This is a genomic window from Streptomyces sp. SAS_270 (genome assembly GCF_052543295.1).
This window is the reverse complement of the sequence record NZ_JBMNDS010000048.1, coordinates 1-16868: the sequence shown is the minus strand read 5'-3', so window position 1 is coordinate 16868 and position 16868 is coordinate 1. Positions and strand designations below refer to the sequence as shown.

The window sequence follows — 16868 nt, the reverse complement described above, 5'->3', positions numbered from 1 at the left end:
GCTACGTGCCGGGCGTGGGCGCCGCGAGGGTGTACGCCGTGTCAGTCGACGAGCCGTGTCACTCGACGACGTGGCGCCCCTCGGGTCGGGCGCTGCACGACGCCCGGAACGCGCAGTGCGTGCAGTGCTGCCCGGTGGTCGGTGAGAACCGCTCGTCGAGGACCTTGCCGGCGGCGACGGCGAGGAGGTCGCCGGCCCACTCCCCGGAGAGGGGTTCCTGGGACTGCACCTTGGGCAGGGTCTCGCCGCCGTTCTTCTTGGCGGCACCCTGGCGCAGCTGGACGAGTTCGGCGCCGCCCGGCTCCGGGCGTGCTCCGCCGAAGGCTTCGTCCACGGCGCCCTCGCGGACGGCGAGCTGGTAGACGGCGAGCTGCGGATGACGGGCGACCTCGGCGGCGCTCGGCGCCTGTTTGCCGGTTTTGAAGTCGACTACGTAGGCGCGGCCTTCGGTGTCCGTCTCGACGCGGTCCATGGAGCCGCGGATGCGTACTTCGTAGGAGCCCGCTTCGAGGGTCACGTCGAAGTCGTGTTCGCTCGCCACCGGTGTACGTCCCGGGCGGGCGCTGTTGGAGTCGACGTGCCACTTCAGGAAGCGTTCGAGCGCCACGCGCGCGTTGTCCTTCTCCTGCGCCGACTTCCACGGGGCGTCGAAGGCGAGCGCGTTCCACACGGAGTCGAGGCGCTCCATGAGGACGGCGAGGTCGGCGGGGGTGCGTCCGGAGGCGACCTCGTCGGCGAGGACGTGCACCACGTTGCCGAAGCCCTGGGCGGCGGTGGCGGGCGCGTCGGCCTTCACTTCGCGGCCCAGGAACCACTGCAGGGCGCAGGTGTTGGCGAGTTGGTCGAGGGCGCTTCCGGAGAGCACGACGGGCTCGTCGCGGTTGCGCAGCGGCACCTTGCTCTCGGTCGGCTCGTACATGCCCCACCAGCGGTAGGGGTGTGCGGAGGGGACGAGGGGGCGGCCGTCCTCGTCGGCGAGCGCGGCGAGCCGGGCCAGGCGGCGGGCGGCGGCCTCCCTGAGGGTGTCCGACACGCGGGGGTCGACGGTGGTGGCGCGCAGTTCGGCGACGAGGGCGGCGACGGACAGGGGGCGGCGCGGGCGGCCGGTGACGTCCTTGGGCTCGACGCCGAGTTCGGTGAGGAAGCGGGAGGGCTGGTCGCCGTCGTCGGCGGGGGCCTTGACCGCGGTGACGACAAGGCGTTCACGCGCGCGCGTGGCGGCGACGTAGAACAGACGGCGCTCTTCGGAGAGGAGCGCTCCGGGGGTCAGTGGTTCGGCGAGGCCGTCGCGGCCGATGCGATCGGCCTCCAGCAGGGAGCCGCGGCGGCGCAGGTCCGGCCACAGGCCCTCCTGGACGCCCGCGGTGACGACGAGGCGCCATTCCAGGCCCTTGGAGCGGTGCGCGGTCATCAGGCGTACGGCGTCGGGACGCACGGCCCTGCGGGTGAGCGTGTCGGCGGCGATGTCCTGGGCCTCGACCTCCTCCAGGAAGTTGAGGGCACCGCGGCCGCCGGTGCGCTCCTCGGCGCGGGCGGCGGTCGCGAACAGGGCGCACACCGCGTCGAGGTCCCGGTCGGCGTTGCGTCCGGCCGCGCCGCCGCGCCGGGCTGCCCGCTCCAGGCGCTGCGGCCACGGTGTGCCGTCCCACAGCTCCCACAGCGCCTCCTCGGCCGTCCCGCCGCCGGCGAGGCGCTCGCGTGCCTTGCGCAGCAGTGCGCCGAGTCGCTGGGCTCCGCGCGCGTACGCGGGATCGTGTGCGACGAGGCGTTCGGGCTCGGCGAGCGCCCGCGTGAGCAGTTCGTCGGAGGGCGGCGGAACGTGGTTGCCGGCCGCCCGCTCCTCCTCGCGCAGGGCGCGGCCCAGCCGCCGCAGGTCGGCGGCATCCATGCCCGCCAGGGGCGAGGCGAGCAGGGTGAGCGCGGTTTCGGTGTCGAGCCAGGGCTTTGCGGGGGCAGTGACTTCAGGGTCGTCGGGGTCCGACGCCTCCGAGGCGTCGGGCCCCACCGGCTCCGACTCCGGCTCCGGCTCCGGCTCCGGGGCCGCCGGTGTGTCGTCCTCCCCCGGCGATGCCTGCGTCTCCGCCTGCGCCACTGCCCGTAGCGCCGTCAGCAGCGGTGCGACCGACGGCTCATGCCTCAGCGGCAGGTCGTCGCCGTCGATGTCGAGGGGGACGCCCGCCGCCGTGAGGGCGCGGCGGACGGACGGGATCGTGCGGGCGCCGGCGCGTACCAGGACGGCCATGTCGCTCCAGGGGACGCCGTCCTCCAGGTGGGCGCGGCGCAGGATGTCCGCGATGTTGTCGAGTTCCGTGCCGGGCGTCGGGTACGTGTACACCTCGACTCGGCCGCCGTCCCGTACCGGGGCGAGTTCGCGGTGGGCGCGTACCTTCTCCGCCGGGAGGCGGGTCAGCGGCATGCGCTGGGTGAGCAGGCGGGTGGCCGTCAGGAGGGCGGCGCCCGAGCGGCGGGACGTCCTGAGGACCTCCACCGGCGCGGGTGCGCCGCCCGGGCGCGGGAACATGGCGGGGAAGTCCAGGATGCCGTTCACGTCGGCGCCCCGGAAGGCGTAGATCGACTGGTCGGGGTCGCCGAAGGCGACGAGTGTGCGTCCGCCGCCCGAGAGGGCCTGCAGCAGCCTCACCTGTGCGGGATCGGTGTCCTGGTACTCGTCCACGTAGACGGCGTCGTACTGCGCGGCCAGGCGCTCGGCGGCGCCGGGGCGGCCGGCGAGGAGCACCGCGCGGTGGACCAGTTCCGCGTAGTCGAGCACTCCTTGCAGATCGAGAACGTCCAGGTACTCGGCGAGGAAGGCCGCGGCCGCGCGCCAGTCGGGGCGGCCGATGCGGGCGGCGAAGGCGTCCAGGGCGTCCGGGCCGAGGCCCAGCTCGCGGCTGCGGGCGAGGACCGCGCGGACCTCGTCGGCGAAGCCGCGCGTGGTCAGGCAGGCGCGCAGTTCGTCCGGCCAGCGCACATGGGCGAGGCCGAGCCGCTCCAGGTCGGGCTGCCCGGCGAGCAGCTCGCGCACGGTCACGTCCTGTTCGGGGCCGGACAGCAGGCGCAGGGGTTCCACGAACAGGTCGCTGTCCTGGTGGGCGCGGACCAGGGCGTAGCAGAAGGAGTGGAAGGTGGTGGCCTGCGGGGCTCGGACGGCTCCTATGCGCAGGGCCATGCGGTCGCGCAGCTCGACGGCCGCCTTGCGGCTGAACGTCAGCACCAGGATCCGCTCGGGGTCCCCTCCGCGTGCGATCTGGGCGGCCACGGACTCGACGAGTGTGGTCGTCTTGCCGGTGCCCGGACCTGCGAGGACGAGCAGCGGGCCGCTCGTGTGGTCAACCACCGCGCGCTGCCCTGCGTCCAGACGAGGGGGGTCCACCGGGTCCGGCGGGGTACGCACCAGTCGGTATGCGCCACGGGTCCCCTGTCGCACCTGGGGGTGCGCCAGTCGCCTGGTGGAGGAAGAGGAGCTCACGTGGTTCGCCGGCCTTGGTGGTTGTGCTGGTGGGAGGGCTGCCGCGGGTGGAGGGCGGTGACCGCGGGGTGAGGGGGATGCGCGTCGTCGACGCTACGCCGGTGGGTGTCGTGGAAGGAGGGCTTCCCCTTCTTCCCTCGGGTCACGTGCGTCCCCCGCTGCTCGAACGTACGGCATGTCACGGATGTGCCCCGCTTCCCCCGTACGGGCCACAGGTCGCCCCCGTGCCGATCCGATGGCGGAAGCTGTCAGATGTGACCTTCCGCGCGTTCGCCGCCGTCCCAGCGCGCCCGTTTCATGTCGACGCGCGGCAGATGTCCCTGGGAGGCCCTGCTCGCGTCCTTGAGGGGGGTGCTCTCCGCGCGGTAATGGGCGAGCGCGCGGAGTTCGTGGCCCGGGAGCAGCACTCCGTCCGCGCGTATGACGCGCCACCACGCGACCGCTCCTCCGTAGAGGGCCATCACCCGGCCCACCTGGCGCGGGCCGCCTTCCTCCAGCCATTCCGCCACGTCCCCGTAGGTCATGACGCGCCCGGGCGGGATCAGCTCGGCGACCTCAAGGACCCGCTCCGCGTACTCCGGCAGGGCGTCCGCCGGGAGACTCTCCTCGCTCATCCGCCCCATCCTGCCCCACCCCACCGACAATGTGACGCGGTGGCGACTGTGCGTATCGCTCGCCCTGGGCGCGGCGCTTCGGGCAGACTGTGCGCCCCTGTCCTGCACCCTGATGCCCCCCTGTGTCGGTCGGGCATGCCACCATCGTGCGGGCGGTGACCGGTGATACGAGACCAAGAAGAGACGATGAGGCAGCAGGGAGTGCACCCCGAAGGGGCGGAGAGCACGTCTGAGGCTTCGTCGCGCCCGGATGCCGACGACGTGGACGAGAAGACGAACGAGAGCACGCCCGAGGAGCAGCGGGAGCGGGACGAGAACACGCCCGACGAGCAGCAGACGGGGCGGGACGACGACTGCGTCGACGGCACCCATGTCGACGAGGTCGAGGGCGACGAACCACTGCTCCCCGCGCGCGTGCACCGTCCTTCCGACCTGATGCGGCTGCTGGTCGGGGTGCTGGCGATCGCCGTGCTGCTGGCCGTCGCCGCGTTCGCGCACGGCACCACGTCGGGGCTTGAGCAGGACATCAACAAGGGCACCGGTCAGGCGCCGGATCTGCTGATCAAGATCGCGGGTCTGGCGTCGAGCATCGCGATCCTTCTGGTGCCGGTCGCCTTCGCGATCGAGCGGCTGATCAAGCGGGACGGGCTGCGCATCGCCGACGGAGTCCTCGCCGCGGTGCTCGCGCACGGGGTGACACTCGCCACGGACCTGTGGGTCGCCAAGGGCGCCCCCGGCTCCATCCAGGAGGCGCTCACCCAGCCCTCGCCGGGCGACATCCACGCGCTCACCGACCCGGTGCACGGCTATCTGGCGCCGGTGATCGCGTACATGACGGCCGTCGGCATGTCCCGCAGGCCACGCTGGCGTGCGGTGCTGTGGGTCGTGCTGCTCCTCGACGCCTTCTCGATGCTGGTCACCGGCTACACGACACCGTTCTCGATCATCCTGACGGTGCTGATCGGCTGGACGGTCGCCTACGGGACGCTGTACGCGGTCGGCTCGCCGAACGTGCGGCCCACCGGCCGGACGCTGATGGCGGGCCTGCGGCACGTCGGCTTCCACCCCGTCTCCGCGGCCCGCGAGGAGGCTCCGGACTCCTCGGAGAACGGTGACCGCGGCCGGCGCTACTTCGTCTCCCTGGAGGACGGCCCGCCGCTGGACGTCACGGTGGTCGACCGCGAGCAGCAGGCGCAGGGCTTCTTCTACCGGGTGTGGCGCCGGCTGACGCTGCGCAGCATCACCACGCGCCGCAGCCTCCAGTCGCTGCGCCAGGCCCTGGAGCAGGAGGCCCTCCTCGCGTACGCGGCCATCGCGGCCGGTGCCAACGCGCCGAAGCTGATCGCGACCTCCGAACTCGGCCCCGACGCCGTGATGCTCGTCTACGAGCACACCGGCGGGCGCACCCTGGACTCGGTGGCCGACGATCTCATCACCGACCACCTGCTGGGGGACACCTGGAGTCAGGTGCGGGCGCTGCAGTCGCGGCGCATCGCGCACCGCAGGCTCGCCGGCGACGCGATCCTGGTGGATCGTTCCGGCACGGTGATCCTGACCGATCTGCGCGGCGGTGAGATCGCGGCGGGCGATCTGGTCCTGCGCATGGACATCGCGCAGCTGCTGACCACGCTCGGGCTGCGCGTGGGCGCGGAGCGGGCGGTCGCGTCGGCGGTCGGCGTGCTCGGTCCGGACGCGGTCGCCGACTGTCTGCCGCTGCTGCAGCCGATCGCGTTGACGCGCTCCACGCGCGCGACGCTGCGAAGGCTGGCCCGGGAGCGGTCGCAGCGCGAGCGCGAGGCGGTCCTTGAGGCATCCCGGCAGGACAAGCTCGCCCGCGCCGAGGAAGCCCACAAGGACACCCCGCCCGTCCTGGAAAAGCCCGACAAGAAGGCCGTACGCGCCGAGCAGCGGGCCGAGAAGCGGGCGATCGACGAGGCTCTGGACGAGGCGCGCGAGGAGGATCTGCTCACCCAGATCCGCCACCAGGTGCTGCTGATCAGACCCCAGGCGCCGGTCGAACCGGCCCGCCTGGAGCGCGTCCGGCCGCGCACGCTCATGAGTTTCATCGCGGGTGCCATCGGCGCGTACTTCCTGCTGACGCAGCTCACGCACATCGAGTTCGGCACTCTCTTCGACGACGCCGAGTGGGGCTGGGTCGCCGCGGCCGTGCTGTTCTCGGCGCTCAGCTACTTCGCGGCGGCGATGAGCCTGCTCGGCTTCGTGCCCGAACGGGTGCCCTTCGTACGAACCGTGGCGGCGCAGGTCGCCGGATCGTTCGTGAAGATCGTGGCGCCCGCCGCGGTCGGCGGTGTCGCCCTCAACACGCGCTTCCTGCAGCGCGCCGGAGTGCGCCCGGGACTCGCGGTGGCGAGCGTCGGCGCCTCGCAGTTGTTCGGGCTCGGCTGCCACATCCTGATGCTGCTGTCCTTCGGCTATCTGACCGGCACCGAGAAGACGCCCTCGCTGTCGCCGTCCCGCACGGTCATCGCGGGTCTGCTGACCGTGGCCGTACTCGTCCTCGTGGTCACGTCGGTGCCCTTCCTGCGCAAATTCGTCGCCACGCGCGTGCGGTCGCTTTTCGCGGGCGTGGTGCCGCGCATGCTCGACGTGCTGCAGCGGCCGCAGAAGCTGATCACCGGCATCGGCGGCATGCTGCTCCTCACCGCCTGCTTCGTGATGTGCCTGGACGCGTCGATCCGCGCGTTCGGCCACGAGGACACCACCACGCTCAGCCTCGCCAGCGTCGCCGTCGTCTTCCTCGCCGGCAACGCGCTCGGCTCGGCGGCGCCGACTCCGGGTGGTGTGGGCGCGGTCGAGGCGACCTTGACGGTCGGTCTGATCGCCGTGGGGCTCCCCAAGGAGGTCGCGGCGCCCGCGGTGCTGCTGTACCGGCTGTTGACCCTGTGGCTGCCGGTCCTGCCGGGGTGGCTGTTCTTCAACCACCTGACCCGCAAGGGCGCGCTGTAGGCAAGTTCCGGGCACGCCCCGCGCCCGCACGCGTACCTCGTACGGCCCGCGCCGAGGGCGCACCGCCCCGCACGACCGCAGGATGGGGAGCATGCCGAACCCGCCCCAGCTGCGCGCCGCTGCGCTGACCGTCACCGCCGTACTGCTGTCCTCCTTGATGACGGGATGCAGCGACGACTCCAAGGACGAGGATCTGTCGGCCCAGAAGTTGAGCTGGAAGGACTGCCCGGCGCCGTCCGAGTCCGAGGGCGGAGGTGACGCCCCCTCACCTCTGCCCGGCGGTGCGCAGTGGAGTTGCGCCACCATGAAGGCGCCCCTCGACTGGGCCAAGCCCAAGGGCGAGACCATCGGGATCGCGCTGATCCGGGCGAAGGCGAGCGGCGATCCGGCCAGGCGTGTCGGCTCGCTCGTGTTCAACTTCGGCGGCCCCGGCGGCTCGGGCGTCACCGCACTGCCCTCGTTCGGCGAGGACTACACGAAGCTGCGCACGCGCTACGACCTGGTGAGCTTCGACCCGCGCGGGGTCGGCCGCAGTGCCGGTGTGAAGTGCGAGAACGACGAACAGCTCGACGAGTACTTCCAGCAGGACGCCACACCCGACGACGCCGCCGAGCAGAAGAAGCTGCTGGAGAGCACCCGGGCGTTCAATGCGGCCTGCGAGAGGAACTCCGGCAAAAGCCTCCCCCATCTGCGCACCACCGACGCGGCCCGCGACATGGACCTGATGCGCCAGGTCCTCGGCGACGACCGACTGCACTACTTCGGCATCTCCTACGGCACCGAACTGGGCGGCGTCTACGCCCACTTGTTCCCCAAGAAGGTGGGACGGGCCGTCTTCGACGCGGTCGTCGACCCGACGCAGAACCCGGAACAGGGCTCCCTCGCACAGGCCAAGGGCTTCCAGCTCGCGCTCGGCAACTTCGCCGAGGACTGCACCTCCAAGACCGCGGACTGCCCGATCGGCGACAGCGCGCAGGACGTCGAGGACCGGATCGCCAAGCTGTTGAAGGACCTCGACAGCAAGCCGATCCAGGGGATCTTCCCGCGCGAGCTGACCCAGACCGCCGCGACCAGCGGCATCGCCCAGGCCCTGTACTCGAAGGACTTCTGGGAGTACCTCGTCGAGGGCCTGGACCAGGCCTACGTCGGCAACGGCAGGGATCTGATGGTGCTGGCGGACTCGCTGAACGGACGCAACAACGACGGCCAGTACAGCAACATGGCCGCGGCGAACGTGTCCATCAACTGCGCCGACGAGAAACCGCGCTACACCGCGGCCGACGTACAGGCGAAGCTCCCGGAGTTCCGCGCGGCCTCGCCGGTCTTCGGCGACTACCTGGCCTGGTCCATGGTCACCTGCACCGACTGGGCCGTGGCGGGCGCTGCCGACCACGCCGACGTGAGCGCGCCGGGGGCGGCCCCGATCCTCGTGGTCGGCAACACCGGGGACCCGGCGACCCCGTACGAGGGCGCGCGGAAGATGGCGGACGAGCTGGGCCGGGGCGTCGGTGTCGAGCTGACGTACAAGGGACAGGGGCACGGCGCGTACGACAGCGGGAACAAGTGCGTGCACAGCGCGGTGGACGGCTATCTGCTGGAGGGGAAGGTCCCTTCGACCGGCACCGTCTGCACATAAAAGTGCAGGTCAAAGAGTTTTCCACAGGCTGCCGAGGCCGAATCTCGCTCCCCGCCTAATATGACGTGCAGGTCATCCGCGACGTGTGCGGACGACGGGCGAGGGGGGAATGTTCATGGCGCGTTTCGTACGGTGGACGGCGCTGGCCGCCGCCGCGTTGCTGGTGTCCGGCTGCAGCGGCGGCTCGTCGGGGGACGCTTCGGACGACGGGAAGGGCGCCGGCGCATCGTCGTCCGCCTCCTCCTCTGCTTCCGATTCCTCTTCCGGTACGCCGTCGGGCTCGGCCGGCGCGTCGGCGAAGCTGCCCGCCTCCCTCACCTCGCAGAAGCTCGGCTGGGGCCGATGCAAGGCCGCTTCGGGCTCCGCCGAGCCGGGCGACGACTGGCAGTGCGCGACGCTCAAGGTGCCGCTGGACTACGCGAAGCCGGACGGCAGGACCATCGGCCTCGCACTGATCCGGTCGAAGGCCGCCGGGGGCCAGAGCAAGCGCATCGGTTCGCTCCTGTTCAACTTCGGCGGCCCCGGCGGCTCGGGCGTCTCCATGATGCCGTCGTACGCGAGCATCGTCAGCCCTCTTCACCAGCGCTACGACCTGGTGAGCTGGGACCCGCGCGGGGTCGCCGCCAGCGAGGGCGTGCGCTGCCGCGGCGACAAGGCGATCCAGGCCTCGGAGGCCGTGGACGCCACTCCTGACGACGCGGCGGAGGAGACGGCGTACTTCAAGGACGCCGCCGACTTCGGCGAGGGCTGCAAGAAGACGGCCGGAGAGCTGCTGTCCCACGTCTCCACGACCGACACGGCCCGGGACATGGACCTGATGCGCCAGGTCCTCGGCGACAAGAAGATGCACTACTTCGGCATCTCCTACGGCACCGAACTGGGCGGCGTCTACGCCCACTTGTTCCCCAAGAACGTGGAACGCCTGGTGCTGGACGCGGTCGTCGACCCGAGCGCCGACACGGTGGGCCACGCCAAGAACCAGACCCTGGGCTTCCAGCGTGCTCTGGACGACTACCTCAAGTCCACGGGCCAGGACCCGAAGCAGGGCTCCCAGAAGATCGTCGACCTGCTGAAGCGGATCGATGCCAAGCCGCTGCGCACCTCCAGCGGCCGCAAGCTCACCCAGACACTCGCGCTCACGGGCATCGTCCTGCCGCTGTACAGCAAAGAAGGCTGGCCGACCCTGACCAGCGCCCTGAGCACGGCCGAGGAGGGGGACGGCTCGCAGCTGCTGCAACTCGCCGACGGCTACAACGACCGTGACACGTCGGGTCACTACGGCACGACGACGCATTCCCAACGAGTCATATCGTGCTTGGACGCGAAGCAGCGGCCGACGGCCGAGGAGACGAAGAAGCTGCTGCCGGAGTTCGAGAAGATCTCGCCCGTCTTCGGCGACTTCATGGGCTGGGACACGGCGGGCTGGTGCCACGACTGGCCGGTGGCCGGCCAGTACGACACCCCGGAGGTCAGCGCGCCGGGGGCCGAGCCGGTCCTGGTCGTCGGCAACACCGGCGACCCGGCGACGCCCTACGAGGGTGCCCGCAGGATGGCGGACGAGCTGGGCAAGGGCGTCGGTGTGGAGCTCACCTGGAAGGGCGAGGGCCACGGCGCGTACGGCAGTGGCAGCGACTGCGTCGACTCCACGGTGAACAGCTACCTGCTGAACGGAACGGTGCCGAAGGACGGCAAGGTCTGCGCCTCGTAGTCCGGGCAACGGAAAGGGGCCCGGCACCAGCAGTGGTGCCGGGCCCCTCCGAGGAAGACGCGCGTCTAGTAGACGGGCTTGGACGGCTCGATCTGGTGGACCCAGCCGATCACGCCGCCACCGACGTGCACGGCGTCCGAGAAGCCCGCGGACTTCAGGACGGCGAGGACTTCCGCACTGCGGACACCCGTCTTGCAGTGCAGGACGATCTTCTTGTCCTGCGGGAGGGTCTCCAGGGCGGTGCCCATGAGGAACTCGTTCTTCGGGATCAGCTTGGCGCCGGGGATCGAGACGATCTCGTACTCGTTGATCTCACGGACGTCGATGATCTCGATGTTCTCGCCGTCGTCGATCCACTCCTTGAGCTGCTTGGGAGTGATCGTCGAGCCGGCGGCCGCCTCCTGGGCCTCCTCGGACACGACGCCGCAGAAGGCCTCGTAGTCGATGAGCTCGGTGACGGTCGGGTTCTCGCCGCAGACCGCGCAGTTCGGGTCCTTGCGGACCTTCACCTGGCGGTACTGCATCTCCAGGGCGTCGTAGATCATCAGACGGCCGACCAGCGGGTCGCCCACGCCGGCGAGGAGCTTGATCGCCTCGGTGACCTGGATGGAGCCGATGGACGCGCAGAGCACGCCCAGGACACCGCCCTCGGCGCAGGAGGGGACCATGCCCGGCGGCGGGGGCTCCGGGTAGAGGCAGCGGTAGCAGGGGCCGTGCTCGGACCAGAAGACCGAGGCCTGGCCGTCGAAGCGGTAGATGGAACCCCACACGTACGGCTTGTTCAGCAGCACGGCCGCGTCGTTGACCAGGTAGCGGGTCGCGAAGTTGTCCGTGCCGTCGACGATCAGGTCGTACTGGGCGAAGATCTCCATCACGTTCTCGGCTTCGAGCCGCTCTTCGTGCAGGACGACGTTCACGTACGGGTTGATGCCGAGCACCGAGTCGCGGGCCGACTCGGCCTTGGAGCGGCCGATGTCCGCCTGGCTGTGGATGATCTGGCGCTGCAGGTTCGACTCGTCGACCTCGTCGAACTCCACGATGCCGAGCGTGCCCACGCCCGCGGCGGCCAGGTACATCAGCGCCGGCGATCCGAGGCCGCCGGCGCCCACACACAGCACCTTGGCGTTCTTCAGCCGCTTCTGCCCGTCCATGCCCACATCGGGGATGATCAGGTGGCGGGAGTACCTGCGAACCTCGTCTACGGTGAGCTCAGCAGCCGGCTCAACCAGGGGTGGCAGCGACACGGGGACTCCGTTGGTCGGTCAATCACTACGGTTGTTCTCCCCGTAACACTGCCACGCCCTTCTTCATTCCGAGACACCCGTTCCGATCCGCGAGACGATTTCGTCCCAGTAGCCGGGCAGCGCCTCCCAGGGGTCGACGCGTCCGGCGCGATCCGTGCGGTCGGTGAAGTAGATCGTGGAGGCGCCCTGCCAGCGGGCGATGCGCAGCGCCTCCTCCAGATGACCGCGGGGCACGCCGTGCACGAAGTGGCAGAAACGCTCGGGCGGGTAGTCGGCGGTCCACTCGGCGACCTGCGACCAGCGGTAGTCGCTCCAGGGGCCGGAGAAGGTGACCAGTTGGTCGGCGTTCTCGGCATATCCGGGGTGGGGGTGGCTGCCGTGGCCGAGCACGATGTGGCCGCCGTCGAGGAGTGCGCGGAGTGTGGCGACCGTACGGCGGACCTCGGGGAGCGCGGCGCGCTCGGTCGGACAGCGGTCGAGCAGGAAGCCGTCGACGCGGTACCAGTCGAGATACCGCTGTGCGTCGGAGGCCAGCTCACCGAAGGTGCGTGCGCCGTACGTCACATCGAGGTGTCCGAGCACGCGGACACCGGCGTTGCGCAGCCGACCGGCCGCTTCCAGGCAGTGTGGGTCGGGCCGCATGCCGGGGCCGGCCGCCACGTTCAGGACGACCCAGTGCAGCGGGGTTCCGGGGCGGGTGAGTTCGCCCCATTCCAGCGGAGCGACCAGGGGGTGCGCATAGCCGGGGATGCCGAAGCCGAGTCCTAAGTCGGTGCTCGCGGTGCCCGTTGCGGTGCTGGTCAGATGCGGCATGCCGCCTCCATCCAGATGTCGGCGAGGGATTCCTCGAGGTTGATCCGGGGGCGCCAGCCGAGCCGGTCGCGTGCGGTGCGCACATCGGCCTGCTGCCAGCTTCCGCAGCCGTCCGGGTAGGGGTAGGCGGCCGGAGCCGCGTGGTCGGGGTCGGTACGCGGGTGGCCGATGGTCGCCCGGATGGGGCCGGAAGGCCCGTCGAGTTCGTGCAGGGCGCCGCCGTACCCGGCCACGCGGGCGAGGACGGCGGCGGCGTCGCGCAGCCGGATCGCGCGGCCGGAGCCGATGTTGATGACGCCCTGGGCGGCGGAGAGGGAGGCGGCATGGACTGCACGGGCGACATCGCGGACGTCGATGAAGTCCCGCTGGACGCCGAGTCCGCCGAGCTTCAGTTCGCCGTCGCCGGACTGCATGGCGCGGCGCATGGCTTCGGCGAGGCGGCCGAGCGGGGAGCCGGCCGGGGTGCCCGGGCCCGCGGGCGAGAAGACGCGGAGCACGACGGCGTCCAGTCCGGAACCGAGGACCAGTTCGGTGGCGGCGAGCTTGCTGACGCCGTACGGGCCGCCGGGGCGTGGCACGGCGTCCTCCGCGGTGGACGAGCCGGGCTGGCTGGGCCCGTATTCGGCGCCGCAGCCGATCTGCACGAGCCGTGCCCCGCAGCCGCTGCGGCGCAGGGCCTCGCAGACGGTGGCGACGGCGACGGTGTTGTGCCGGGTCAGGTCGCGGGCGCCGCCGCGGGTGGCGCCCGCGCAGTTGATGACGACGCCGGGGTGCACCGCGTCCAGGAAGCGGGTGAGCGCGCCGGGGCTGCCGGACGCGAGGTCGAAACGTACGTCGGCGTCGTCGCCCCGGCCGAGCGCGGTGAGCTGCACGGCCGGGTCGGCGAGCAGACGGTCGGCGACGAAGCGGCCGAGGTATCCGTTGGCTCCGATCAGCAGGACCCTCATCGGGCAGCTCCCGGGGCGGATTCTCCGGTACGGGAGGTGATCATCTGGCGTTCTCCTTCGGGGTGGTGCCGTGGGTGAGAGGGCCCGCGGTGTCGGCCCCGCGGGAGGGGTGCGCCCGGGGCGGGAGCTGGGCTCCGGGCACTGATCGCGGTGCGCGGCGGTGGGGGCGCCGCGGACCGGGTCTCGGGTCATGGCTCATGGCGCCGGGTGGGGTGCCGTGGACCGGGGTGCGGGTCGCGGCTCATGGCGCCCCGGAGGGCGTGGCGTGGGCCGAGGCGCGGGTCAGGGTGCGGGTCGAGTGGACGAGCAGGACGAGGGCGGCGGCGCCGCACGCCAGCGCGGGGACAGCGCCCGGTCCCCAGGCGCCGACGACTGTTTCGACGGGCCCGGCCAGGAACGAGCAGCCCGGCAGACGGCCCGCGAAGACCGTGGTCAGGGCGGTCGCCTCGATCGCGCCCGAGGCGCCGAGGGCGACGGCCGGGGCGTGGGTGAAGCCGTGCACGGTCAGCAGCCGGGCGAGCAGCAGGAGCGCGCCGAGGGCGCCCGCTCCGGCGTACGCGGCGGGCTCGTCCAGCACCGCCCCGCACAGGGCGAGCAGCCCGCCGAGGGCACAGAGGAAGAGCGTGAACGCGCCGAGGAGCACCGGCTGTACGGAGTCGGCGAACTCCGCGAGGCCGCGGCTGGCGTTGAGTCTGCGGCGGGCGCGTACGGCGAAGAGGTGGGCGCACCAGGCTGCCGGGGCGCAGGCCAGGGCGAGGGCCAGCACGGGGGCGGTGGCGGGGGGCCAGGGTCCGTCGGGGCCGCCGTCGAGGCCCGCGCTCAGCAGTCCGTCGCCGAGGAGGGCGTAGGCGATGAGCCAGCAGGTCCACGCGCGCGTGCCGCTCGTCGTCCGGAACGTGGTGTGCAGCGGGCCGCGGCGGAGGGCGGCGCGCACGCCGAGTGCGACGGCGAGGGCCCCGGCCGCGGCGACCGCGAGGCGCGGCTGCCCGTCGGTGAGCCGCAGCCCGACCACGGCTGCCGCGCACAGGGCGCCCGGCAGCAGGGCGAGCGCGGCCCAGTCGGCGCGCGCGCCGGAGTGCGTTTCGGTGTCGGGTGGCGTCGCCGTCTCCCCGTCGCGGGGCATGCGGGCGAACATCTCCTCGGCGAGCGAGAACACGTCCCGGTGTCTGAAGCGCGCGGCGGTCCGGTCGGTCACGCCGTGCGCCTCCAGGCCCGCCGCGATCTCCAAGGGGTCCACGGCCCGTTCGCAGAGCTCTCGGTGCCGGTGCATCAGCGCCTTCACCGGATCGACGGCACCGCGACGGGCGGCGGGCCTGCGGTCGCCGACCACGGGCGCGGCAGCGCCCGCGGCGCTTGCGCCACCCGCGCCGCCGGCACCGCCCGCACCGCTGATCTCCCGCAGCTCGGCCACCGCCTCGGAGCGCCCCGCCCCCTCGGAACGCGCATCGGCCTCCGTCCCAGCCACGAGCCCCGCCCCTTCTCCCGCTGCCTCTGCCTCTGCCTCTGCCTCTGCCTCTGCCTCTGCCTCTGCCTCTGCCTCTGCCTCTGCCTCTGCCTCTGCCTCTGCCTCTGCCAACACAAGCCACCCCGCGGACCGCTCGTCCCACGCACCGGGGCTGCTCGGCCGCTCCGGTCGCTCCGGCCGGTCCAGTGCTGCCGCCTCGCTCAACTCGCTCATCGCGCGCCCTCCCCCGCCGGGACGGGTCCCTGGGGTGTGGCGCGGACGGGAGCGCCGGCCGCCCAGTGCGGACGGGTGGCGGTCAGGAGGCGGGCCGCGTGCCAGCGGCCGGGTACGTGGGCCTCCGCCGGTACGCCGAAGGGGAGGGGTTCGCCGGTGTCGTCCACGACGACGCGGCGTATCGGCGAGTGCGAGACGATCTCCAGGTAAATGCTGCGAAATGCCGCGATATTCTGCTCGACGGTGAACAGTTCAAGGGCGCGCGCGCGTGCCGCCGCGCCGAGACGCTCGCGCCGCTCGGGGTCGCGCAGCAGCGTCACGCACGCCTCGGCGAGCGCCCGCGGATTGCGCGGCGGTACCACCAGCCCCGTACCGCCGATGACCTCGACGACCGCGCCGACGTCCGTGGACACGGTGGAGCGGCCGCAGAACATGGCCTCGACGAGGCTGATCGGGAAGCCCTCGACGACGCTGGACAGGACGACCACGGCGCCGGACGCGTACGCCTCGGCGAGGTTCGGGACCTCCGGGCCGCCGATCTCCTCGAAGGAGACGGGGTTGTCGCCGACCGCGTGCACGCCCTCCGCCTCGTCGGGGAAGAGCTGCGCCGCCAGTGCCCGGCAGTGGCCGAGGTAGGCCTCGCCCTCGGGGCCCGCGGCGGCTCCGACGATCCGCAGCCGGGTCTTCGGTTCCTCCTTGCGGATCTCCGCGAAGGAGTGCAGCAGAGAGATCAGGTCCTTGGCGGGCTCGATGCGGCCGACCCAGACGAGCGTGTCGGGGTCGGTGCCCTCGGTGCTCTCACCGACCTCCGCGAAGCGGGAGGCCTCCATGCCGGGGTAGACCGTGCGGAGCTTGGCGCGGTCGGCGCCGCACCGCTCCTGCCAGCGGCGGGCATGCGTGTTGCCCGGTGTGATGAGCGCGGCCCGTTCGTAGACCTCGGCGGCCAGCCTGCCGTGGAAGGCGGCGAGCAGGGCCCGCACCGCGGGTGCCTCCCCGGCCGAGGCGGCGGACAGATAGTGCGCCCGCAACTGCACGCCGTACTCCGTGACCAGCAGCGGCACTCCGGAGAAATGCCGGGCGAGGAGCCCGGGCAGCGCCGCGGAGCCGCCGGCCGCCGCGTGGCACAGGTCGACCGAGCCGAGCCCGTCGTCCTCGTACCAGTCGAGGGAGAGAGGGCGCAGGGCGCGTTCGAGGTGCGCGGCGACGGTGAGCAGATCCGGTACGCGCGCCTCGCGCGCCGCTCGGAGTGCGCCGGGTGCGCGGCAGGCGCGTTCCAGGGCGCGTACGGCGTCCTCGGAGCGCAGCGCCCCCACCAGGCCGCCCTCGTCGCGGGCGAGTTCCGCGAGGCCGTACAGCGCGTTGCCGAAACGGTCCGCCTCGGCGCCGTGAGAGCCCCCGGAAGGGCCTCCGCAGACAGCGGCCGCCAACTCCCCGTAGCACTCCGCGAACCGTCGCCGCGCGCGTCGGCCGTGGACGACCCCGTCGTCCTCGGCCATCCACAGAGGCGCGGTCCGCACCCGGCCGACCTGGGGCGGCAGCTGGATCCATCCCTCGTCCTCCTGCCGCTCGGTGCGGCTGAGCGCGTAGATGTCGAACTCGTGCCCGTCGAGCCCGCGTACGAGCCGGTCGCACCAGAGCCTGGCGTCACCGCTCACATACGGATAGCCACCCTCCGTAAGCAGTCCGATGCGCACCAGTGCACCCCCGATCTCCCGTATGGGGAGCCGCCGTTGACCCGGCGGCTCGCAGCGGGACGAACGTATGCGGACATGACGGTGGGGGGGAGGGAGGG

At 72.2% G+C, this 16868-nt stretch carries 10 protein-coding genes; 3 read left to right on the top strand and 7 right to left on the bottom strand.

Going from position 1 to position 16868, the window contains the following annotated elements; translation table 11 throughout:
* Window positions 1-58: 58 nt before the first annotated feature.
* Window positions 59-3469, bottom strand: coding sequence for an ATP-dependent helicase (locus tag ACN6LB_RS27780; RefSeq protein WP_445028282.1), 3411 nt, complete (start codon window positions 3467-3469; stop codon window positions 59-61).
* Between the two features lie 248 nt (window positions 3470-3717).
* Window positions 3718-4083 (bottom strand): MGMT family protein, encoded by a 366-nt coding sequence (locus tag ACN6LB_RS27775; protein ID WP_356140538.1) that lies wholly within the window; start codon window positions 4081-4083, stop codon window positions 3718-3720.
* Window positions 4084-4269: 186 nt separating this feature from the next.
* Here ACN6LB_RS27775 and ACN6LB_RS27770 point away from each other — a divergent pair, with 186 nt between their 5' ends.
* The 3 genes from ACN6LB_RS27770 to ACN6LB_RS27760 all read left to right on the top strand — a co-directional run bounded on the left by ACN6LB_RS27770 (window position 4270) and on the right by ACN6LB_RS27760 (window position 10394).
* Window positions 4270-7050, top strand: coding sequence for a lysylphosphatidylglycerol synthase domain-containing protein (locus ACN6LB_RS27770; protein WP_445028281.1), 2781 nt, complete (start codon window positions 4270-4272; stop codon window positions 7048-7050).
* A 91-nt stretch (window positions 7051-7141) separates the two neighbouring features.
* Window positions 7142-8686, top strand: coding sequence for an alpha/beta hydrolase (locus tag ACN6LB_RS27765; RefSeq protein WP_445028280.1), 1545 nt, complete (start codon window positions 7142-7144; stop codon window positions 8684-8686).
* 115 nt (window positions 8687-8801) lie between these two features.
* Window positions 8802-10394 carry an alpha/beta hydrolase gene (locus ACN6LB_RS27760; RefSeq protein ID WP_445028279.1) on the top strand — a complete coding sequence of 531 codons (1593 nt, stop codon included), beginning with the start codon at window positions 8802-8804 and terminating at the stop codon, window positions 10392-10394.
* 65 nt (window positions 10395-10459) lie between these two features.
* Here ACN6LB_RS27760 and moeZ read toward each other — a convergent pair whose 3' ends face one another.
* From moeZ to ACN6LB_RS27735, 5 genes are all read right to left on the bottom strand, one after another.
* Complete coding sequence (gene moeZ, locus ACN6LB_RS27755) at window positions 10460-11638, bottom strand: adenylyltransferase/sulfurtransferase MoeZ (protein ID WP_356140546.1); 1179 nt, start codon at window positions 11636-11638, stop codon at window positions 10460-10462.
* Between the two features lie 63 nt (window positions 11639-11701).
* Window positions 11702-12451: a spherulation-specific family 4 protein gene (locus tag ACN6LB_RS27750; RefSeq protein ID WP_356140548.1), complete on the bottom strand. Its 750-nt coding sequence runs from the start codon at window positions 12449-12451 to the stop codon at window positions 11702-11704.
* Entirely contained in the window at window positions 12439-13398 is a 960-nt protein-coding gene (locus tag ACN6LB_RS27745) for an NAD-dependent epimerase/dehydratase family protein (protein WP_356140550.1), read from the bottom strand. Before ACN6LB_RS27745 ends, ACN6LB_RS27750 begins: the two co-directional genes overlap by 13 nt.
* Before the next feature lie 241 nt (window positions 13399-13639).
* Window positions 13640-15076: a hypothetical protein gene (locus ACN6LB_RS27740; protein WP_445028278.1), complete on the bottom strand. Its 1437-nt coding sequence runs from the start codon at window positions 15074-15076 to the stop codon at window positions 13640-13642.
* Window positions 15073-16770, bottom strand: a complete 1698-nt coding sequence (locus tag ACN6LB_RS27735) for a DUF3492 domain-containing protein (protein WP_445028277.1) — start codon at window positions 16768-16770, stop codon at window positions 15073-15075. The genes ACN6LB_RS27740 and ACN6LB_RS27735 overlap by 4 nt, the downstream gene beginning before the upstream one ends.
* Window positions 16771-16868 lie beyond the last annotated feature (98 nt).